At 69.0% G+C, this 20,868-nt stretch carries 21 protein-coding genes; 15 read left to right on the forward strand and 6 right to left on the reverse strand.

What is annotated here, in order from left to right; all coding sequences use genetic code 11:
- Positions 1 to 26: 26 nt before the first annotated feature.
- From phnG to L3V85_RS05370, 11 genes are all read left to right on the forward strand, one after another.
- Positions 27 to 530 carry a phosphonate C-P lyase system protein PhnG gene (phnG, locus tag L3V85_RS05320; RefSeq protein WP_237678362.1) on the forward strand — a complete coding sequence of 168 codons (504 nt, stop codon included), beginning with the start codon at positions 27 to 29 and terminating at the stop codon, positions 528 to 530.
- The gene (phnH, locus tag L3V85_RS05325; RefSeq protein WP_237678363.1) at positions 527 to 1,156 is read left to right on the forward strand and encodes a phosphonate C-P lyase system protein PhnH; all 630 of its coding nucleotides are present in this window, start codon (positions 527 to 529) and stop codon (positions 1,154 to 1,156) included. The genes phnG and phnH overlap by 4 nt, the downstream gene beginning before the upstream one ends.
- 1 nt (position 1,157) lies before the next feature.
- Positions 1,158 to 2,255: a carbon-phosphorus lyase complex subunit PhnI gene (locus L3V85_RS05330; protein WP_237678364.1), complete on the forward strand. Its 1,098-nt coding sequence runs from the start codon at positions 1,158 to 1,160 to the stop codon at positions 2,253 to 2,255.
- Positions 2,252 to 3,124 (forward strand): alpha-D-ribose 1-methylphosphonate 5-phosphate C-P-lyase PhnJ, encoded by an 873-nt coding sequence (locus L3V85_RS05335; RefSeq protein ID WP_237678365.1) that lies wholly within the window; start codon positions 2,252 to 2,254, stop codon positions 3,122 to 3,124. Before L3V85_RS05330 ends, L3V85_RS05335 begins: the two co-directional genes overlap by 4 nt.
- Positions 3,121 to 3,909, forward strand: a complete 789-nt coding sequence (phnK, locus tag L3V85_RS05340) for a phosphonate C-P lyase system protein PhnK (RefSeq protein WP_237678366.1) — start codon at positions 3,121 to 3,123, stop codon at positions 3,907 to 3,909. Before L3V85_RS05335 ends, phnK begins: the two co-directional genes overlap by 4 nt.
- A complete protein-coding gene (phnL, locus tag L3V85_RS05345; RefSeq protein WP_237678367.1) occupies positions 3,906 to 4,619 on the forward strand; it encodes a phosphonate C-P lyase system protein PhnL in 714 nt (237 codons plus the stop codon). Before phnK ends, phnL begins: the two co-directional genes overlap by 4 nt.
- Entirely contained in the window at positions 4,616 to 5,770 is a 1,155-nt protein-coding gene (locus tag L3V85_RS05350) for an alpha-D-ribose 1-methylphosphonate 5-triphosphate diphosphatase (protein ID WP_237678368.1), read from the forward strand. Before phnL ends, L3V85_RS05350 begins: the two co-directional genes overlap by 4 nt.
- Before the next feature lie 105 nt (positions 5,771 to 5,875).
- Positions 5,876 to 6,733 (forward strand): phosphonate ABC transporter ATP-binding protein, encoded by an 858-nt coding sequence (gene phnC, locus L3V85_RS05355; protein WP_237678369.1) that lies wholly within the window; start codon positions 5,876 to 5,878, stop codon positions 6,731 to 6,733.
- A 55-nt stretch (positions 6,734 to 6,788) separates the two neighbouring features.
- Positions 6,789 to 7,739, forward strand: coding sequence for a phosphonate ABC transporter substrate-binding protein (gene phnD, locus L3V85_RS05360; protein ID WP_237678370.1), 951 nt, complete (start codon positions 6,789 to 6,791; stop codon positions 7,737 to 7,739).
- Between the two features lie 31 nt (positions 7,740 to 7,770).
- Positions 7,771 to 8,574, forward strand: a complete 804-nt coding sequence (phnE, locus tag L3V85_RS05365; RefSeq protein ID WP_237678371.1) for a phosphonate ABC transporter, permease protein PhnE — start codon at positions 7,771 to 7,773, stop codon at positions 8,572 to 8,574.
- Positions 8,575 to 8,584: 10 nt separating this feature from the next.
- Positions 8,585 to 9,154 (forward strand): phosphonate degradation HD-domain oxygenase, encoded by a 570-nt coding sequence (locus tag L3V85_RS05370; RefSeq protein WP_237678372.1) that lies wholly within the window; start codon positions 8,585 to 8,587, stop codon positions 9,152 to 9,154.
- Between the two features lie 19 nt (positions 9,155 to 9,173).
- On the opposite strand, the gene L3V85_RS05375 is transcribed toward L3V85_RS05370, so the two are convergent.
- The 4 genes from L3V85_RS05375 to apaG form a co-directional block, all read right to left on the reverse strand.
- Positions 9,174 to 10,298 carry a YbdK family carboxylate-amine ligase gene (locus L3V85_RS05375; RefSeq protein WP_237680496.1) on the reverse strand — a complete coding sequence of 375 codons (1,125 nt, stop codon included), beginning with the start codon at positions 10,296 to 10,298 and terminating at the stop codon, positions 9,174 to 9,176.
- Positions 10,299 to 10,390: 92 nt separating this feature from the next.
- Positions 10,391 to 11,662, reverse strand: a complete 1,272-nt coding sequence (locus L3V85_RS05380; protein ID WP_237678373.1) for a cation:proton antiporter — start codon at positions 11,660 to 11,662, stop codon at positions 10,391 to 10,393.
- Positions 11,659 to 13,632 carry a site-specific recombinase gene (locus tag L3V85_RS05385; RefSeq protein WP_237678374.1) on the reverse strand — a complete coding sequence of 658 codons (1,974 nt, stop codon included), beginning with the start codon at positions 13,630 to 13,632 and terminating at the stop codon, positions 11,659 to 11,661. The genes L3V85_RS05380 and L3V85_RS05385 overlap by 4 nt, the downstream gene beginning before the upstream one ends.
- 42 nt (positions 13,633 to 13,674) lie before the next feature.
- Positions 13,675 to 14,070, reverse strand: coding sequence for a Co2+/Mg2+ efflux protein ApaG (gene apaG, locus L3V85_RS05390; protein ID WP_237678375.1), 396 nt, complete (start codon positions 14,068 to 14,070; stop codon positions 13,675 to 13,677).
- A 60-nt stretch (positions 14,071 to 14,130) separates the two neighbouring features.
- Between apaG and rpe the strand changes: the two genes are divergently transcribed.
- Positions 14,131 to 14,826: a ribulose-phosphate 3-epimerase gene (rpe, locus tag L3V85_RS05395; protein WP_237678376.1), complete on the forward strand. Its 696-nt coding sequence runs from the start codon at positions 14,131 to 14,133 to the stop codon at positions 14,824 to 14,826.
- On the opposite strand, the gene L3V85_RS05400 is transcribed toward rpe, so the two are convergent.
- Positions 14,816 to 15,070, reverse strand: a complete 255-nt coding sequence (locus tag L3V85_RS05400) for a hypothetical protein (RefSeq protein ID WP_237678377.1) — start codon at positions 15,068 to 15,070, stop codon at positions 14,816 to 14,818. The two genes, rpe and L3V85_RS05400, sit on opposite strands and share 11 nt — an antisense overlap.
- Before the next feature lie 160 nt (positions 15,071 to 15,230).
- On the opposite strand from L3V85_RS05400, the gene L3V85_RS05405 reads away from it, so the two are divergent.
- From L3V85_RS05405 to ligD, 3 genes are all read left to right on the forward strand, one after another.
- The gene (locus L3V85_RS05405; protein WP_237678378.1) at positions 15,231 to 16,235 is read left to right on the forward strand and encodes a succinylglutamate desuccinylase/aspartoacylase family protein; all 1,005 of its coding nucleotides are present in this window, start codon (positions 15,231 to 15,233) and stop codon (positions 16,233 to 16,235) included.
- A gap of 75 nt (positions 16,236 to 16,310) precedes the next feature.
- Positions 16,311 to 17,282 (forward strand): Ku protein, encoded by a 972-nt coding sequence (locus L3V85_RS05410; protein WP_237678379.1) that lies wholly within the window; start codon positions 16,311 to 16,313, stop codon positions 17,280 to 17,282.
- Between the two features lie 15 nt (positions 17,283 to 17,297).
- A complete protein-coding gene (gene ligD / locus L3V85_RS05415) occupies positions 17,298 to 19,835 on the forward strand; it encodes a DNA ligase D (protein WP_237678380.1) in 2,538 nt (845 codons plus the stop codon).
- 132 nt (positions 19,836 to 19,967) lie between these two features.
- On the opposite strand, the gene L3V85_RS05420 is transcribed toward ligD, so the two are convergent.
- Entirely contained in the window at positions 19,968 to 20,789 is an 822-nt protein-coding gene (locus tag L3V85_RS05420; protein ID WP_237678381.1) for a transglutaminase-like domain-containing protein, read from the reverse strand.
- Positions 20,790 to 20,868: the final 79 nt, after the last annotated feature.

A 20,868-nucleotide genomic window follows, 5' to 3' on the forward strand; every position in this document is an offset into this window, starting at 1 on the left:
TACAACTTTCTCAGAGTATCACTTCGATGTTTCATGCTTTTGACACGGAACCGGCCGGGCGTCCACTCGACCGCGCGCAGTGGATGGCGACGCTGGCGCGCGCCCCGCTCGAGCTGCTGGAGCCGGCGCTGGGCGCCCATGCGCAGAGCGCGCCGCACTGGCTGCGCGCACCCGAGACCGGGCTGATGATGGTGCAGGGTCGCGCCGGTGGTTCGGGCGAGCGCTTCAACCTCGGCGAAGTCACGGTCACCCGCTGCGCGTTGCGGCTGGGCGAGGTGGGCGCGCCGGTCGGCGTTGCCTACGTGATGGGCCGTTCGCACCGGCATGCACAACTGGCGGCCGTGGCAGACGCGCTGCTGCAAGACCCGGCGCAACAGGCATCGCTGGACGCGCAAGTGCTGGCGCCGGTGCGCCGCCATCTCGAACTGCAGCGCGCCCGGCGCCATGCCCGCGCGCAGAGCAGCAAGGTCGAGTTCTTCACCGTCGCGCGCGAAGCCGGCGGCACCGACGGCGAGGAAGACACCGAATGACCGCGCACGATCTCTCCGCCCTCGGCGCCGGTTTTTCCGACGCGGCGCTCGGCAGCCAATCGGTGTTCCGCGCGGCGCTGCATGCGCTGTCGCATCCCGGCCGCGTGGTCGAGCTGCCGCACGATGCGCAGACGCCGTCGCGCGGCCACGCCGCATCGGCCGCATTGCTGCTTGCGCTGCTCGACCCCGACTGCACGCTCTGGCTGTCGCCTTCCCTTGCCGGCAGCGACGCGGCCGCATGGCTGCGCTTTCACACCGGCTGCGTGCTGGTCGATGCGCCCGAGGCCGCGCAGTTCGCATGGGTGGCCCAGGGCGACGAATGCCCGCCGCTCGAACGCTTCGCCCAGGGCAGCGACGCCTACCCCGACCAGTCGGCCACCTGCGTGCTTGACGTGGCCGCGCTGGGCGAGGGCGGTGCCGGTGCATGGACGTTGCGGGGCCCTGGCATCCGCGACAGCGCGTCGATCGCCGTGCAAGGCCTGCCGAGCGATGCGGACGCAGCGGCATTCACGTCGCAATGGGCCGCCAACCACGCCGCCTTCCCGCGCGGCATCGATGTGTTCCTGGCCGCGCCCAAGCAGATCGTCGGCTTGCCGCGCACCACGCGCATCGAACAGGAGGCTTGAGATGTATGTCGCAGTCAAGGGCGGTGAAGCCGCCATCCTCAGCAGCTACCGGCTGCTGGCCGAACAACGCCGCGGCGACGCGGACACGCCCGAGCTGTCGGTGCGGCAGATCCGCGAGCAGCTCAAGCTGGCCGTCGACCGCGTGATGACCGAAGGCTCGGTGTACGACCCCGAGCTGGCCGCGCTCGCCATCAAGCAGGCGGCCGGCGACGTGGTCGAAGCCATCTTCCTGCTGCGTGCCTACCGGGCCACGCTGCCGCGCCTGGGCACCAGCGTGGCGCTCGACACCGCGCGCATGCAGCTGGACCGCCGCATTTCCGCCACCTTCAAGGACCTGCCCGGCGGCCAGGTGCTGGGCCCGACCTACGACTACACCCAGCGCCTGCTCGACTTCACGCTGCTCGCGAACGGCCAGCACGGCCAGCAGGAAGACACCGCGCCGGTCGCGCCGCCGCAGGGCGAGGCGCCCACCTTCACGCCGCGCGTGGTCGACCTGCTGAACCACGAAGGCCTGATAGAGACCCACGATGTGCCGCCCGGCGACCCGGCCCCCGTGGACCTCACGCGCACGCCGCTGCGCTTTCCCGCCGACCGCGCGACGCGCCTGCAGAACCTGGCGCGCGGCGACGAAGGCTTCCTGCTGGCCATGGCCTATTCGACGCAGCGCGGCTATTCGCACAGCCATCCCTTCGTCGGCGAGATCCGCGTGGGCACCGTGGAGCTGGAGATCGCACCGGAAGAGCTCGAATTCACCATCTCCATCGGCGACATGGCGCTCACCGAATGCCAGATGGTCAACCAGTTCGCCGGCAGCAAGACCGAGCCGCCCAAGTTCACGCGCGGCTACGGCCTGGCCTTCGGCCACAGCGAGCGCAAGGCGATGGCCATGAGCCTGGTCGACCGCGCGCTGCGCGCCGAGGAGCTGGGCGAGCCCGTCGAGGCGCCGGCGCAGATGCAGGAGTTCGTGCTCTCGCACAGCGACAGCCTGGAGGCCTCGGGCTTCGTGCAGCACCTGAAGCTGCCGCATTACGTCGATTTCCAGTCCGAACTCGAGCTCGTGCGAAAGATGCGCGCCAACGGCGCGGGAGACCCGCAATGACCACCGCCACCACCTACAACTTCGCCTACCTCGACGAGCGCACCAAGCGCATGATCCGCCGCGCCATCCTCAAGGCGGTGGCCATCCCCGGCTACCAGGTGCCCTTCGGCTCGCGCGAGATGCCGCTGCCCTACGGCTGGGGCACCGGCGGCATCCAGGTCACGGCCGCGGTCATCGGGCCGAAGGACGTGCTCAAGGTCATCGACCAGGGCTCGGACGACACCGTCAACGCGGTCAACATCCGCCGCTTCTTCCAGCGCACCACGGGCGTGGAAACCACCACGCGCACCGGCGACGCCACGCTGATCCAGACGCGCCACCGCATTCCCGAAGCACCGCTGGCCGAAGGCCAGGTGCTGGTCTACCAGGTGCCCGTGCCAGAGCCGATGCAGCGCCTGGAGCCGCGCGAGACCGCCACCCGCACGCTGCACGCGCTGGCCGAGTACGGCCTGATGCACGTGAAGCTCTACGAGGACATCGCGCGCTACGGCCACATCGCCACCACCTACGACTACCCGGTGCTGGTCAACGGCCGCTACGTGATGTCGCCGTCGCCGATCCCGAAGTTCGACAACCCGAAGCTGCACATGAACGCCGCGCTGCAACTCTTCGGCGCCGGCCGCGAGAAGCGCATCTACGCCGTGCCGCCCTACACGCCGGTCGAGAGCCTGGCCTTCGACGACCATCCCTTCGAAGTGCAGCGCTGGGACGAGCCCTGCGCGCTGTGCGGCGCGACCGACAGCTTCCTCGACGAAATCATCACCGACGACCGCGGCACCCGCATGCACGTGTGCTCGGACTCCGACCACTGCCAGTCGCGCCAGCAGGCCGCGACGCCCCGGCCCGAAACCGAACAGGCGCTTGCATGAATCCGCTGAACTCCCCATCCCCCCTGCTGCGGGTGCGCGGCGTCGGCAAGCGCTACGGCGAACGCGTGGCGCTGCACGGCGCATCGTTCGACCTGTGGCCCGGCGAGGTGCTGGCCGTGGTCGGCGAATCGGGCTCCGGCAAGTCGACGCTGCTCAACGCCATTGCCGCGCGCGACCGGCCCGACAGCGGCAGCGTCGAGTTCCAGGTGCGCGGCGGCGGCCTGCAGGAAGTTTTCGCCATGACCGAGGCCCAGCAGCGCCTGCTGGCCCGCACCGACTGGGGCTTCGTGCACCAGAACCCGGCCGACGGCCTGCGCATGGACGTGTCCGCCGGCGCCAACGTGGGCGAGCGGCTCATGGGCCTGGGCGAGCGCCACTACGGCCGTCTGCGCGCCACCGCCGCCGAATGGCTGCAGCGCGTGGAGATCGACCCAGCGCGCATCGACGACGCGCCGCGCACCTTCTCCGGCGGCATGCGGCAGCGCCTGCAGATCGCGCGCAACCTGGTGACGCAGCCGCGCCTGGTCTTCATGGACGAGCCCACCTCGGGCCTGGACGTGTCGGTGCAGGCGCGCCTGCTCGACCTGCTGCGCCAGCTCACGCGGCAGATGCAGCTGGCGGCCATCGTCGTCACGCACGACCTGGCGGTGGCGCGCCTGCTCGCGCACCGCATGCTCGTGATGCAGAACGGCCACGTGGTCGAGGCCGGCCTCACCGACCAGGTGCTGGACGACCCGCAACACGCCTACACGCAACTGCTCGTTTCCTCGGTACTGCAACCATGACGCTTCCAATGCTTCAACTCCAGGGCGTGGCCAAGCGCTTCACGCTGCATCACCAGAACCAGCTCGAGCTTTCGGTGTTCGACGAGGTCGACCTGAGCGTGTCCGCCGGCGAGTGCGTGGTGCTCGACGGCGCCTCCGGCCTCGGCAAGAGCACGCTGCTCAAGCTGGTCTATGCCAACTACCGCGCGAGCGCCGGCCGCATCACCGTGCAGTCGGCCACCGGCCCGGTCGACGTGACCGAGGTAACGCCGCGCGAGCTGGTGCAGCTGCGCCGCGACACCATCGGCTACGTCAGCCAGTTCCTGCGCGTGATCCCGCGCGTGGCCGCGCTCGACGTGGTGGCCGAGCCGCTGGCCGAAGACGCCGGCGACGACCCCGCCGGCATCGAGGCCGCGCGCGAGGAAGCACGCCGCTGGCTCACGCGCCTGCGCATCCCCGAACGGCTCTGGCACCTGCCGCCAGCCACCTTCTCGGGCGGCGAACAGCAGCGCATCAACATCGCCCGCAACATGATCAAGCCCAAGCCGCTGCTGCTGCTGGACGAGCCCACCGCCTCGCTCGACGCGGCGAACACCGACACCGTCATCGCGCTCATCCGCGAAGCCACGGCACGCGGCGCCGCCACGGTCGGCATCTTCCACGACGCGGAAGTGGGCGCGGCGGTGGCAACGCGGCGGGTCAACGTCGGCGAATTCAGGAGCCAGCCATGAGCGCGACGACGGTGTTCTCCAACGCCCGCATGGTGCTGGCGGACGAAGTGGTCTCCGGCGCGCTGTCGGTGGCCGGCGGTCGCATCGCCTCCATCGACAGCGGTCCCACCGCCGAGGGCGCCATCGACCTCGACGGCGACTTTCTGCTGCCCGGCCTGGTCGAAGTGCACACCGACAACTTCGAGCGCCACCTGATGCCGCGCCCCAAGGTGCATTGGGCACCGCTGCCCGCATTGCTGGCGCACGACGCGGAGATGGCCGCCGCCGGCATCACCACGGTGTTCGACGCGCTCGGCGTGGGCGAGGCCGACCCCGAGAGCCTGCGCGGCAGCACCTGGGGCTCCACGCTGGCCGCGCTCGATGCCTGCGCGGCGCAAGGCCTGCTGCGCGCCGACCATCACCTGCACGTGCGCTGCGAGCTGCCGGCGCCCAACACCGTCGAGCTGTTCGAGCCGTTTCGCGGCCACCCGCGGCTGTCGATGATCTCGCTGATGGACCACACGCCGGGCCAGCGCCAGTGGGAGAACATCGAACTCGCACGCATCTACTACACCGGCAAGAAGGGCTGGAGCGACAGCAAGTTCGAGCAGCGCGTGGCGCAGGCCGGCATGCTGCAGGCCGAATACGCGCAGCCGCACCGCCGGCATTTCGTCGACTACTGCCGCACCCACGACATCGCGCTGGCGAGCCATGACGACACCACGGTGGCGCATGTCGAGCAGGCCCATGCCGAAGGCGCCAGCATGTCCGAGTTCCCGACCACGCTGGATGCCGCGCGCGCGGCGCGAAGACTGGGTCTGTCGAACATCATGGGCGGGCCGAACGTGATGCGCGGCGGATCGCACTCCGGCAACGTGGCCGCATCCGAACTGGCGCGCCACGGCCTGCTCGACATCCTGTCGTCCGACTACGTGCCGGGCAGCCTGCTGGGCGCGGTGGTGCGGCTGGTGGACGAAGAGATCGTCACCTTGCCGCAGGCCGTGGCCATGGTCACGCGCACGCCGGCGCGCGCCGCGCGCCTGCTCGACCGCGGCGCGCTGGAGAGCGGCTTGCGCGCGGACCTGGTGCAGGTGCGTGTGTGCACGCTGTCCGACGGAGCAAGGCATCCGGTGGTGCGCGGCGTCTGGCGCGAAGGCCGCCGGGTGCTCTGACCCGGGCCGGCACAACCAGGCTGACATTCCGTCGTCGCCGAAGTGTCTCCGCCTCGTCACACGAGCTGCCGAAACTGCATTTGTCTAGACGACTTCAGGCCCGCCATGAACACCCTCCTGCGCATCCGTCAGCTCAACAAGCACTTCGCCAACGGCCGGCATGCGTTGCGCGACATCAACATCGACGTGGCGCGCGGCGACATGGTCGCGCTCATCGGCGCGTCGGGCTCCGGCAAGTCGACCCTGCTGCGGCACATCGCCGGGCTGGTCGCGGCCGACGGCAGCTCGGAGTCGCTGGTGGAAATCGACGGCCGCTGCGTGCAGAAGGGCGGCCGCATCGACCGCGACATCCGCAAGGTGCGCTCGCAGGTCGGCTTCGTGTTCCAGCAATTCAATCTCGTGGCCAGGCTGCCGGTGCTGGTCAATGTGCTCGTGGGTTCGCTGCATCGCATGCCGTGGTGGCGCAGCTGGATGCGCCTCTTCACCGCACAGGAGCGTGCGCTGGCGCTGGAAGCGCTCGCTCGCGTGGGCATTGCCGACTGCTACGCGCAACGCGCCTCCACCCTGTCGGGCGGCCAGCAGCAGCGCGCCGCCATCGCGCGCACGCTGGTGCAGGGCGCCAAGGTGGTGCTGGCCGACGAGCCCATCGCCTCGCTCGATCCGGAGTCGTCGCGCAAGGTCATGGAGATCCTGGCGCGCATCAACCGCGAAGACGGCTGCACCGTCATCGTCTCGCTGCATCAGGTCGACATCGCGATGAAGTACTGCCCGCGCGTGGTGGCGCTCAACCAGGGCCAGGTCGTGTTCGACGGCCCGTCGTCCGCGCTCACGCCCGAGCTGCTGCGCGAGCTGTACGGCGTGCAGGCCGAAGAGCTGTTGCGGCCGGAGGGCACCGCCGTCGTGCCCGCGCCCGCGCAGCCGGTCGCCGGGCCCTGGGCGCAGCTTCCGGTGCAGGTCGCCTGAGCCGCACTTCTTTCGTCCCTGTTTTTCCTTCCGTCATTCCACCTCGGAGTCATCCATGATCAAGAAACTTCTCGCCGCCCTGGCCATCGGCCTGGGCATGACCGCCGCCGCACAGGCGCAGGACGCCATCAACTTCGGCATCATCTCCACGGAGGCGACGCAGAACCTCAAGGGCGACTGGCAGCCGCTGATCGACGACATGAGCAAGCAGACCGGCCTGAAGGTCACGGCCTTCTTCGCGCCCGACTACGCCGGCATCATCGAAGCCATGCGCTTCAACAAGGTGCAGCTCGGCTGGTTCGGCAACAAGTCGGCCATGGAAGCCGTGGACCGCGCCAGCGGCGAAGTGTTCGCGCAGATGGTCAATGCCGACGGCACGCAGGGCTACTACTCGCACCTGATCGTGAACCGCGAGAGCCCGCTCAACACGCTCGACGACGTGCTCAAGAACGCGAAGAACCTGAGCTTCGGCAACGGCGACCCGAACTCCACCTCGGGCTACCTCGTGCCCGGCTTCTACGTCTTCGCGCAGAACAAGGTGGACGCCAAGACCATCTTCAAGATCACGCGCAGCGCCAACCACGAGACCAACGCGCTGGCCGTGGCCAACAAGCAGGTCGACGTGGCCACCAACAACAGCGAGAACCTGGAGAAGGTCAAGGAGCGCTTCCCCGAGAAGTTCAAGGACATCAAGATCGTCTGGACCTCGCCGCTGATTCCGCTCGACCCGCTGGTCATGCGCAAGGACCTGCCCGAGGCGACCAAGGCGAAGCTGCGCAACTTCTTCTTCAACTACGCCAAGACCGATGCGCGCGAGAAGGAAATCGTCATGAAGATTTCCAAGCTCTCGGGCTTCAAGGAATCGAGCGACAAGCAGCTCCTGCCGATCCGCCAGATCGACCTGTTCGGCCAGCGCACCAAGATCGAAGCCGACACCGTGCTGAGCGACGCCGACAAGAAGGCGAAGCTCGCCGACATCGACAAGAAGCTGGCCGCGCTGAACTGAGCACCCGCCGCCCGCACGCCGATCGCCTGACATGCAACCCACGGTTCAGATTCCCCGCATGCCGCCAGCCTCGGCGGCCCCCAAGCGCAACCTCGCGTGGCAGCTGTCGTGGGCCGCACTGCTGATCGTCCTGGCCGCCTCCTGGAACGGCGCCGACATGCGGCCGCTCGACCTGTGGCGCGACAGCGGCAACATGGCGACCTACGCCGCCGAGTTCTTTCCGCCGAACTTCACGCACTGGCGCATGTACCTGCAGGAGATGGTGGTCACGCTGCAGATCGCCCTGTGGGGCACGGTGCTGGCGGTCGTCACCGCGGTGCCGCTGGCGCTGCTGGCTTCGGCCAACATCGTGCCGTGGTGGGTCTACCAGCCGATGCGCCGGCTGATGGACAGCTGCCGCGCCATCAACGAGATGGTGTTCGCGATGCTGTTCGTGGTGGCCGTGGGCCTGGGGCCTTTCGCCGGCGTGCTGGCTCTGTGGGTGCACACCACCGGCGTGCTGGCCAAGCTCTTCGCGGAGGCCGTGGAGGCCATCGATCCCCAGCCGGTGGAAGGCATCCGCTCCACCGGCGCCAGCGCCCTGCACGAGATCGTGTACGGCGTGCTGCCGCAGGTGATGCCGCTCTGGATTTCCTACGCGCTGTACCGCTTCGAGTCGAACGTGCGCTCGGCCTCGGTGGTGGGCATGGTGGGCGCGGGCGGCATCGGCGTGGTGTTGTGGGAAATCATCCGCGGCTTCCAGTACGCCGAGACCTGCGCGGTGATGCTCATCATCGTTGTCAGCGTCAGCGTGATCGACCTGGTGTCGGCGCGCATCCGCAAGCTGCTGATCTAGGAGCGTTCCCGTGGCATTGACGCTCGACGAAATCGCGAGCCTGCTGGCCGGACCCGGCCAGCGGCAATACGGCCGCGAAGCCGTGAGCCAGCTGGATCACGCGCTGCAGTGCGCGGCGCTGGCGGAAGAAGCCGGCGAGAGCACGCAGACCGTGGTGGCGGCGCTGTTGCACGACCTGGGACATCTGCTCGCCCCCGGCAACGAGCAGCAGGAAAAGACCGATGCACCGCGGGCGCGCGACGACCTGCATCAGTACATTGCGCTGCCTTTCCTGCATGGCGTGTTTCCGTCTGGCGTGCTGGAACCGATCCGCCTGCATGTCGAGGCCAAGCGCTGCCTGTGCGCCTTGGATGCGGGTTACTGGGACACCCTGTCCCCGGCCTCGAAGCACAGCCTGGTGCTGCAGGGCGGCCCCTGCACGCAGGAAGAAGCCGAAGCCTTCATGCGCGCGCCGTTCGCCGAAGAGTCGCTGCGCGTGCGCCGCTACGACGATCTGGCCAAGGTGAAGGACAAGGCGACACCGCCGCTTGCCCACTATCTGCGGAAGATGGCGCAGGTCGCGCTTCAGCAGCCGGGGTGACTGCTCAAGGGAGGCTGCCTCAGGCCTCGCCCCTGAACCGCAGCGCAGCCTGCCGCACCACCTCCGCCAGCAGCCGCTCCTTGCCCTGCTTCTCGCGCAGCCACCGCGCATCGTTGCGATTGGCTTCCACGCTGGTGCGCAGTTCACCCAGCGCCTGCGTCGCGTTGAGCGCCTCGCTGTGCCATTCGAGCTGCGTCATCGTCATCAGGATGTGGTCGCGCAGCGGCATGTGCTGGCCGCTGGCCGGGTCGACGTACACCGCGTCGAGGCCGAAGCGGCAGGCCTGGAAGCGGTTGTAGGTGTAGACGAGGTAGTCGTCTTCCGTGGGTTCGAAGGGCTGCTCCTGCAGGAACCATGCGGCCAGCGACTGCACATAGCCCGCGAGCGCGGCGGCGCGCTCGACGGTGAGCGGCGTGTCGAACACGCGGATCTCGATGGTGCCGAACTCGGGCTTGGGGCGGATGTCCCAGTAGAAGTCTTTCATGCTGCGCACGACGCCGGTGCGGGTCATGCGCTCGAAATACGCCTCGAATTCCTTCCAGCTCAGCGTGAAGGGCGCGCGGCCGGACAGCGGGAAAGCGAACACCGAATTCAGCCGGGCGGAGTCGAACTGCGTGTCCTGCCCCTGCACGAAGGGCGAAGACGCCGACAGCGCGATGAAGTGCGGTATGTAGCGCGACATGCGGTGCAGCATCAAGAGGGCCGCGTCGGCATCGGGGCAGCCGATGTGCACATGCTGGCCGAAGATGGTGAACTGCTTGCTCAGGTAGCCGTACAGCTCCGACAACTCGCGAAAGCGCGGCTTGTCGTAGATGCGCCGTTCGTGCCACTGCTGGAACGTGTGCGTGCCGCCGCCCACCACCGCGATGTTGAGCTTGTCGGCGTTGCGGATCAGCGCCTCGCGGATGGGCGAGAGCTGCGTGATCACGTCCTGTGCCGAATGGCAGATGTCGGTCGAGATCTCGATCATGCTCGAGGTCATCTCGGGCACCACGCTGCCGGGCAGCGGGGTCTGGGCCATCAGGCGCAGCATGTCTTCGGCGTAGGGCGCGAGGTCGTAGTCGTGCGTGTTCACGAGCTGCAGTTCCAGCTCCACGCCCAGCGACAGCGCCTCCGACTTGTTGAAGGGCTCCAGCTTGACCATGCGGCTCTCGGGGTCCGCAGGCAGCGGGGCGGAGCGCACGTCGTCGCTGTCCGGATCGACTGGGGTGGCTGCGGTGTTGCTGTTGCTGCTGCTCATCGCTGCGTGTCCTCGGTGGTGCTGAAGGCCTGGGGCGCCCAGGGCACCGAACTTTCTCCGACCGCGTGGATGGCCACGGTGGCGAGCACCGCGCCCACCACTTCCATCAACAGGATCGAGGGCAGGGCCACCTGCGTGATCATGGTGCCCAGCAGGGGCGAGGCGGTGGCGAAATTGGAGGCGATGAGCAGCGCGATCGACGACAGCGGCGACATCGCGCAGCCGACCCAGAAGGCCTGCTTCCAGCTCGCGCCGCTGCCGGGGTTGGCAATGGCCACGCCCGCGATCTTGGTCAGCAGGCGCACGCCGATCACGGCCACCACCACGCTGGCCACCGGCAGGGTCCAGTCGGCCTGCGCGGCCACGATCGACACCAGCACGAACATCAGCATGGTCAGCAGCGACGCCGCCGTGCCGAGCTGGCGTTGCCAGGCCCAGGGCTTGGGATTGAGCGTCTTGAGCAGCACGCCGCCGATCAGCGCGGCCAGCGGCGCAGAGCCGCCGATGTGCGCGGTGAGCGCGGCGCCCGCCGCGATGATGGCTAGAAGCAAGATCGAGGTGTTCTCGCTGGTCGGGCTCATCACCCGCAGCGCCGAGCGCAGCGCCAGCGCCATGATGCCGCCCACCACGAACGACAGGCCCAGCACCACGGCCACCGGATAGAGCTGCTGCAGCACGGTTTGCGGCGCGCGTTCGATCAGCCCGGCCTGCGCATAGCCCAGCGCCAGTGCGTAGAAGGTGTTGAGCGTGGCCAGCGTCATGGCGCGCTCGGTCACCGGGCCGGCGGCGCGGGTGTCGATGATCACGCGGCTGAGCACCGCCGGCGAGGCCACGATGGCCATCAGCGCGATCGGGTTGGCCACCGGCTCGGGCAGGCCCAGCAGCGTCAGGATCCAGTACACGCCGAAGTAGGTGAGCGTGGCTTCGAGCAGGCTCTGCACCAACACCATCGGGTTGTGGCGGAACCAGCGCAGCGGCAGCCGCCCGCCCGCCTCGAACAGCACCACGGCCGCGCCCAGCTCCAGCAAAAAGAGGCTGATGCCGCGCAGCGGCCAGATCGCGCCCTCGAAGCCGGCAAAGCCCACCACAGCCCCCACCAGCGAATAGCCGATCACCTTGGGCAGCCCCAGGTAGCGCTGCACCAGGTGGCCGGAGGCTGCGGCCGCCGCCAGCAGCAGCGACCACAGCACGGTGGGCAGGCCGGCCGAGGGGCGCACCCATTCGGACCAGAAGCCCAGCAGATCGTTGAGGAAGCTCGTCAGGTTCATGCAGGTAGGAAGAAGCTCACCGGCCGGCTGCGCCAGCGTGCCCAGATCGCGCTGCGGATGCGCGCGCGGTCACTGAGGCTCACGCTGTGCGCGCGCAGCGCCAGCCGGAAAGCGAAATAGAAACTCACGCTCACATTGAGCGCGCCGATCACCGGGATGGCCGCCACCGCCCACCACAGCGCGGGCTGCTGCAGCACCGCCAGGCCCGTGGACGCCGCGGCCGCGGCGATTTGCCCGGCCGACAGTGTCACGTGGCGCACATCCAGCCCGAGCCCGAAGAAACCCGCGAACGCGGGCAGGAGGCCGAGCATGAGGCCGAGCGAGATGTTGGAGGCGAAGCCCGAGATGTGTGTGCGCATGAAGTCGGCCCAGCGGCGAGCCCGTGCGGCACCCAGAAAAGCGCCGATGCGAGGGTTGTAACGCATGGCGGAGTCCAGTCTGTGCAGGACAAAGGCGTTTTCTGTCCATCCGGCGATGATGCTGGCCGAAAACAGCAGGATGCCGGTGAATGCCGCATAAAGCGCGGTCGGCCCGGCCAGCGACAGCGAATTCAGCGTGGCCGAGGCATGCGCCGCGTCGAGCAGCGGCCGGCCCAGCGCCAGCTGGATCAGCAGCGCCACCGCCGCCATCGCCGGCACCACCACCAGCACGTTGCCCAGCACCGCCGCCACCTGCGAGCGCACCAGGTTGGCCACCTCGTCGACGAAGCCGTCCACCGCCCCGTCCGACTTGATGTCGCGCAGCCGCGCCGCCAGCGCCGGCGCCGTCATGGCGGGCTGCTTGGTGGCCAGCGTCAGGTGCAGCAGCTGGATGGCGACGAAGCTCGCCGCGTACATGAGGCCCGCTGCCAGCCCGCTCCAGAAGGCCGACAGGCCCAGCGCGTAGATGCCGAACTTCAGCAGCACCGTGATGGAGGTGAGCGCGCCGCCGCCGGCGGCCTTCTTCACCATCCGCGCATAGCTGGCGCGGTCGCGGGTGATGTAGTGCTCGCCGGTCTCGGCGCTGCGCTCGGTCACCTTGGCGGCCAGCATCGACGAATTGGAGGCGATCAGCGCGCGGATGCTGTTGCGCTCGCCGCCCGCCAGCACCAGCCGGCCGACCAGCCGAGCCACGCTGGGCCCGGCGCTGGGCGACATCAGGCAGTCGAGCAGTTCGCGGATGCGCAGCACGCGCTCGCGCAACTGGCGCAGCCGGAACACCAGACCCACCGAGATGCCGTTGTCCTCCAGGTGCGTGTAGACCGACGAAGTCACGGCGCGGCAGGCGTCGAGCCGGTCGCGAAACACCACGAAGGCGGCCTGCAGCGCCTGGTCGTCGCGCGGCTGCGCGAACATCTGCTCGCGCAGGCCGTCCAGGTCGGCCATCAGCGCGTGGAACGGGCGCCCCGCGCCGAGCTCGGGGCTCATGCGCAGCCGCAGCTCGGGCGAAAAGCCGGTGGCCACCACCTGGCTGGCGCAGTAGGTCACGGCGTCCATCACCGTGTGGCGCCAGCGCGGGGCGCCGTCCTCGTCGATGGCGGCGTCGGCCAGCAGCGCGCCGATGCGCGCGAGCTGCGTCTCGTCGAGCAGCGCGATCCAGCCGGCGTCGAACACGCCGGGCAGCACCATGCGGAACAGGTCCGACGCGTCGGTAGTCTCGGGCGTGCCCGGCAGGATCTTGCGGCGCAGCCGCTCGCTCAGCTCGCTGGCGAAGGCGGTGCGCGGCGCGAAGCCGTAGTCGGCCAGCAGCGTGGTCAGGTCGACCGACTGCGTGAAGGCGCGCCACCAGGCGCGCAGGCGCTCGCGCAGCTCCGGCCGCGCCTCGATGGCGTCCAGCAGCAGCTGCACGCGGCCCATGGCCGCCTGGGGCGAGGCGCGGTCGCCGCGCAGCCAGTCGAAGATATTGATGAGCCAGATGTGGCGCTGCGCCACATCGGCCGTCGGGTCGAGGCCGGCAAGCAGCCCCTGCAAGTCGCGCGATGCGGCAGCCATGTCGGGGGGCGGGGGAGAAAAGGGGAAGAGGGTGCGCCGTGCTCAGTGCAGTACGCGGGAGACAGGGGCGCCGCCGATGTCGGCTTCGAGCACGAACATGGGAATCGGAACGTCGAAGCGCTCGCCTTCCTCGCTCACCACGAAAAAACTGCCGTGCATCGTGCCGCTGGGCGCCTGCAGGCGGCAGCCGCTCGTGTAACGGAAGGATTCGCCGGGCGCCAGCAGCGGCTGCTGGCCGATCACGCCCAGGCCCTTGACTTCCTGGGCATGGCCCGAGGCGTCGTTGATCAGCCAGTGGCGCGCGATCAGCTGGGCGGCCACCGAACCCGTGTTCGTGACCGTCACCGTGTAGGAAAAGGTGTAGATGTTGTCCTTGGCGGACGACTGGTCGGCCAGGAAGCGCGGTTCGACCTGTACGCTGAAGGGGCTGTGTGACATGGGGCGCATGGTAACGGAGGCCTTTGGTCGGACTTCCGCCGGCTGCGAGAATCCAGGGTTATGAGCACCCCGTTCCGCATCGCGCCATCCATCCTGTCCGCCGACTTCGCGCACCTCGGCAAAGAACTGACCGACGTGATCGCGGCCGGCGCCGACTGGATCCACTTCGACGTGATGGACAACCATTACGTGCCGAACCTGACCTTCGGCCCGATGATCTGCCAGGCGCTCAAGCCCTATGCCAAGACCGCCGACGGCACCCCGGTGCCGATCGACGTGCACCTGATGATCCAGCCGGTCGACGCGCTGGCCGCCTCCTTCGCGCAGGCGGGCGCCGACTACATCAGCTTCCACCCCGACGCCTCGCCCCACGTGCACCGCAGCATCCAGGCCATCAAGGCCGCCGGCTGCAAGGCCGGGCTGGTGTTCAACCCGGGCCTGGGCCTGGAGGCGCTGGACTGGGCCATCGACGACATCGACCTGATCCTGATCATGAGCGTGAACCCCGGCTTCGGCGGCCAGAGCTTCATCGACTCGGCCCTGCGCAAGATCGAGATGGCGCGCAAGCGCATCGAGCAGAGCGGCCGCGACATTCGCCTCGAAGTGGACGGCGGCATCAAGGTCGACAACATTGCGCGCGTGGCCTCCGCCGGCGCCGACACCTTCGTGGCGGGCAGCGCGATCTTCAATGCCAAGGACTACGGCGCCGTCATCGGCGACATGCGCAAGCAGCTGGCCGGCGTGGTCAGCGGCTGATCTTCCCGCTCTTGTAGACGCGGTTGGCTTCCAGCCCGCGGTCGGTATCGACCAGGCCGCGCTCCACGTCTTCATGGGCCTGGCGGCCCACTTCGGGCGGATGGCCGTCCCGGGTCTGCTGGCTGTCCGAGGACTGATCGTGCTCGTGCGGCAGGCGCGGCGCTTTTTCACCGTCCTGCGCCACCTTGGTCTTGCCGCCTTCCGCGTCCTGCTTCTGCGGCGCGGCCTTGCTGCTCTTGTTCATGTGAGCTCCTTCGCTTGGATGAAGTCCGAGCCTGGGCCGCGCCCGTGTCCGGCCTGGTAGGACAGGCAAGGCAGCCCCTGTAGGCGGCCATGGCCCGCATCCTGCTATGAAATGAGTAGCGCCTTTGCGCGCAGGGAAAGGGCTCCGCAATAATCCCCGGATGTCCTCCGATCCATTCGACGGCGCAGCCACCGACAGCCTGCGCATCCATGCCTTCGCCTCGCTGAATCCCGGTCCCCGCCTGCTCGTGCTGGGCGGTGTGCATGGCGACGAAATCTCCGGCACGCTGGGCATCGAGCGCATCCTGGCCGAGCTGGAGGCCGGCACGCTGCGCCTGCAGCGCGGCGAACTGACCCTGGTGCCGGTCGCCAACCCGCTCGCGCGCCGGCGCCTGCAGCGCGAGGGCGAGCGCAACCTGAATCGCCTGTTCCGGCCCACCGAAGCGCCCGCCGACTACGAAGCCCGCGTGACCAATGCGCTGGCTCCGCTGATCGCGCGCCACGAGGTGTTGCTCGACCTGCATTCCTTCCAGAGCGAGGGCGAGGCCTTCGCCATGATCGGCCCGCGCGACAACACCGGCACGCTGGAGCCCTTTGCCCGCTCCTTCGAGGAAGGCCAGCTCGCGCTGCACATCGGCACGCCCATCGTGGTGGAAGGCTGGCTCGACATCTACGCCGCGGGCCTCGCGCAGCGCGCGGGCGGCACGCCGGCCGACGAAGCCGCCATCGATTTCGGCCGGGGCACCAACGAATACATCCGCAGCCGCGGCGGCTACGGCGTCACGCTCGAATGCGGCCAGCACCTGGACCCGCAGGCGCCCGAGGTGGCTTGGCGCGCCATTCGCCGCACGCTCGCGCTGCTGGGCATGGCCGCGCTGCCGCCGGGGCTGTCCGCCGGCCCGGCGCAGCCACCCCGGCTGCTGCGGCTGGCCAGCGTGACCGACCGCCTGCACGAGGACGACAGCTTCGTGCGCGACTGGGCCACCTTCGACGAAGTGGCGCGCGGCGAACCCATCGGCATGCGGCACGACGGCACCCTGCTGAGCGCACCCGAAGACGGCTTCATCGTGTTCCCCAACGCGCTGGCGCTGCCGGGCGCCGAATGGTTCTACTTCGCGCGGCCCAGCGAGCGCCAACTGGGCCCGGTGGCCGGCGCCGTGGCCTGACGGCGGCTGGGGCCGCGCTCCTACATCGCCCGCACGGGCGGGCGGCGCACATTCCAAGCCTGAAGGAGTGTGCCCATGCCAGTCTCTAAGAAAGCCCCCGCGCCGCGCGTCCTGTGGAAGGGCGCGATCAGCTTCGGCCTGGTCCACATTCCGGTCGCGCTGTATTCGGCCACCACCGACCACGGCATCGACTTCGACTGGCTCGACAAGCGCACCATGGACCCGGTCGGCTACAAGCGCATCAACAAGAAGACCGGCAAGGAAATAGCGCGCGAGCAGATCGTCAAGGGCATCGAGTACGAAGACGGCGAGTACGTCGTGCTCAGCGACAAGGAAATTGCCGCCGCCTACCCCAAGACCACGCAGACCATCGAGATCGAGACCTTCGTGCCGGCCGACGGCATTCCCTTCGTCTACCTCGAGCGGCCTTATTACGTGGCCCCCATCAATCGCGGCGCCAAGGTTTACGCGCTGCTGCGCGAGACCCTGCAACGCAGCGGGCGCGTGGGCGTGGCGCGCGTCGTCATCCAGACCAAGCAGCATCTTGCAGTGCTGGTGCCCGCGGGCCCCGGCCTGGTGCTCAACCTGCTGCGCTGGGGCGCCGACATCCGCCCCTGGACCGACCTGCCGCTGCCCTCCGAAGACGCGAAGAAGGCCGGCCTGAGCGAGCGCGAACTCAAGATGGCCAAGGAACTGGTCGACGACATGAGCACCGACTGGGACCCCGACGAATTCAAGGACGAGTTCAAGGACGAGATCCTCCGGCTGGTCGACAAGAAGGTGAAAGCCGGCCAGACCGAGACCGTCACTCAGCCCGAGCCCGAGGAATCGCAATCCACCGAGGGCCGCGGCGCCAAGATCATCGACCTGACCGAGCTGCTGCAGCGCAGCCTGCGTGGCAAGGGCGGCAAGACGGCCAAGGCCGCGGCCGCCGATGAGGAAGACGAAGAAGATGAGGCACCTCCTCCCAAGGCCGCGGCGAAGAAGCGCAAGCCGGCCGCCAAGGCCGCGCGCAAGGCGCCGGTGCGCCACCGCAAGGCAGCCTGACGGAGCACGGCGGTCATGGGCACGACGGCATCGACGGCGCGCAAGGCACTCGCGCGCTACCACGGCAAGCGCGACTTCTCGCGCACGCCCGAGCCCAAGACCGGCGGCCGGGCGGGCAAGGGCGTGCTGTCCTTCGTGATCCAGAAGCACCACGCGAGCCATCTGCACTACGACTTCCGGCTCGAACTCGACGGCACGCTCAAGAGCTGGGCCGTGCCGAAGGGGCCGTGCCTCGATCCGGCCGTCAAGCGCATGGCGGTGCATGTCGAGGACCATCCGATTTCCTATGCCGGCTTCGAAGGCACCATCCCGCCGAAGCAGTACGGCGCGGGCACCGTCATCGTCTGGGACCGGGGCGACTGGCTGCCCGATGGCGACGCGCGCAAGTCGCTCGCGGCGGGCAAGCTCAAGTTCGAACTGCGCGGCGAGAAGCTGCACGGCCACTGGACGCTGGTGCGCATGCACGGCAAGGGCGATGAGTCGCACGAGCCCTGGCTGCTCATCAAGGAGCGCGACGCCGAGGCGCGCGCGCTCGACGACTACGACGTACTCGAAGAGCAGCCCGCGAGCGTGCTGAGCGGGCGCGGCGTGGACGATGTGGCGCAGCCTGCCAAAAAGATGCCGGCCAAGGCGCCCGCAAAGGTACAAGCAAAGGCACCGAAGAAGGTCGCGCTCCCCGCCACCCTGCAGCCCCAGCTTGCCACCCTGGCGGCGTCTCCGCCCGCATCGCCCGGCGACTGGCTCTACGAGCTCAAGTTCGACGGCTACCGCCTGCTCGCGCGCATCGACAAAGGCAAGGTCCGCTGCTTCACCCGCAACGGGCACGACTGGACCGCGAAGCTGCCCGCGCTCGCCGAGGCGCTCGCGAAACTGTCCACCGGCGCGGCATGGCTCGACGGCGAGATCACCGTCGAAGGCGAGAACGGCGCGCCCGACTTCCAGGCGCTGCAGAACGCCTTCGACCGCGGCGCGACCTCGGCCATCGTCTACTGGCTGTTCGACGCGCCCTTTCTAGACGGCGAAGACCTGCGCGAACTGCCGGTCGAGGAGCGCCGCGCGCGGCTCGCGAAGCTGCTCGGCAAGAAGCCGCCCGCGCCGCTGCGCCTGAGCGAGGCCTTCGATGCCGCGCCGCGCGACCTGCTCGCGTCGTCCGCGCGCATCGGCTTCGAGGGCATCGTCTGCAAGCGCAAGGGCTCGCCCTATGTGCCGCGCCGCTCGCCCGACTGGATCAAGCTCAAGAACCAGCAGCGCCAGGAGTTCGTGATCGGCGGCTACACCGCGCCCAAGGGCGCGCGCGCCGGCTTCGGTGCCTTGCTGCTGGGCGTGCACGACGAGGCCACCGGCCGGCTGCGCTACTGCGGCAACGTCGGCACCGGCTTCGACGCGAAGCGCCTGGCCGACATCAAGGCCAGGCTCGACAGGCTGGCGACCGACGACTGCCCGTTCTCGCCGCAACCGCGCGGCGTCAAGGCGCAGTGGGTCAAGCCGTCGCTCGTGGCCGAGGTCTCGTTCGGCGAATGGACGCGCGAAGACCGGGTGCGCCAGGCGGTGTTCCAGGGCCTGCGCGCCGACAAGCCCGCGCGCGACATCCGGCGCGAGCGGCCGAAGGAAGCTGGCGAGATCGAAGCCGACGCTTCATCGCCAGCGAAGAAGAAAGGAAAACCCGCGCCCATGGCCCAGAAGATCACCCATGCCGACCGCGTGATCGACAAGCACAGCGGCATCACCAAGGGCCAGCTCGCGGCCTACTACGACAGCGTGGCCACGCTCATGCTGCCGCACCTGCGCGGGCGGCCGGTGTCGCTGGTGCGCGCGCCCGAGGGCGTGGGCGGCGAGCTGTTCTTCCAGAAGCACGTGCAGAACCGCGAGATCCCCGGCGTGCGCCTGCTCGACCCCGCGCTCGACCCCGGCCACGAGCCGCTGCTGCAGATCGACACCCGGACGGGCCTTCTGGGCGCCGCGCAGATGAACGTGATCGAGCTTCACACCTGGAACGCCACCTCGCGCGCCATCGGCAAGCCCGACCGCATGACCTTCGACCTCGACCCCGGCGAAGGCGTCGCCTGGCCCCGGATCCAGGAGGCGGCCATGCTGGTGCGCACCCTGCTCGACGAACTGGGCCTGCCTTCGTTCCTGAAGACCAGCGGCGGCAAGGGGCTGCACGTGGTGGTGCCGCTGCGGCGCCAGTACGACTGGGACGCCGTCAAGGGCTTCTCGCAGGCCGTGGTGGCGCATCTGGCCGAGACCATTCCATCGCGCTTCGTGGCCAAGAGCGGTCCGCGCAACCGCGTGGGCAAGGTCTTCGTCGACTACCTGCGCAACGGTTTCGGCGCGACCACGGTGAGCGCATGGTCGGCGCGCTCGCGGCCGGGGCTCGGCGTTTCCGTGCCGCTCGCGTGGGAAGAACTGCCCGTGGTGACGGCGGCCGACCAGTGGAATGTCGGCAACGCGGCCGAGCGCTTCGCAATCGGCAACAAGCCGTGGGCCGCCATGGAGCGCAGCCGCAAGGGCTTGGCCGCGGCGATGAAGCTGCTCGGCTACAGCAGCAAATAAGGTATTTCTCCCTCCCCTTCCGGGGGAGGGCCGGGGTGGGGGCACGACGGCGTTCAAAACGGCGCGGCGCTCAATAGAAGGCCTGCCCCCATCCCAACCTTCCCCCAGCGGGGGAAGGAGCAAGACAAAGGCCTACTGCAGCACTTCTTCCGTCGTCACATCGAAACGCTGCAGCGTGTTCGCACCGAACACCATCGTGATCGGCACGTCCGCCGCGTCGCGTCCGCGCGCGATCACCACGCGCCCGATGCGCGGCGTGTTGTGCCGCGCATCGAAGGTGTGCCAGCGGTTGCCCAGGTACACCTCGAACCAGGCGCTGAAGTCCATGGGATAGCGCACCGGCGGAATGCCGATGTCGCCCAGATAGCCCGTCACGTAGCGGGCGGGAATGTTCATGCAGCGGCACAGCGTGATCGCCAGGTGCGCGAAGTCGCGGCACACGCCCGTGCGCTCGCGAAAACCCTCCAGCGCGGTGCGCGTGGCGCGCGCGTTCTGGTAGTCGAAGCGCAGGTGCCGGTGCACGAAGTCGCAGATGGCCTGCACGCGCGACCAGCCCGGCGTCACGCTGGAGAAGTTGGCCCATGCGAAGGCCAGCAGCTCGCTGTCGACCTCGCAGTAGCGGCTGGGCAGCACGAAGGGCAGCGTCTCCACCGGCAGGTCGGCGGCGCTGTGCTCGGCCGCGCCGAAGTCGACGGCGTCGGGCCAGCCGGTGTCGTACACCGTCGCATGGTTGCGCAGCCGCACGCTGCTCACGCCCATCGGCACGTGCACCCGCGCGCACTGGTTGCCGAAGGCGTCCGCGTAGTGGTCGGTCGGCAGCGGCGGGCTGATGGTGAGGTGCTCGCCGCCGCCCTGCAAGTCGCCGGCGCGCGACGGATGCACCTGCAGCATGTAGATCAACGCCGTGGGGGCGGTGACGCCGAGTTCGATGTCGAAACCGATCCTGATCTGCATGGAGTTCTTTCTTCCCTGGGGTGACACGGGCCAAGAGGTGGCAAGCACGATGGGTGCCACCTTCGGCCCATGCTATGCG

This window comes from Variovorax paradoxus (genome assembly GCF_022009635.1).
Classification (GTDB): Bacteria; Pseudomonadota; Gammaproteobacteria; order Burkholderiales; family Burkholderiaceae_C; genus Variovorax.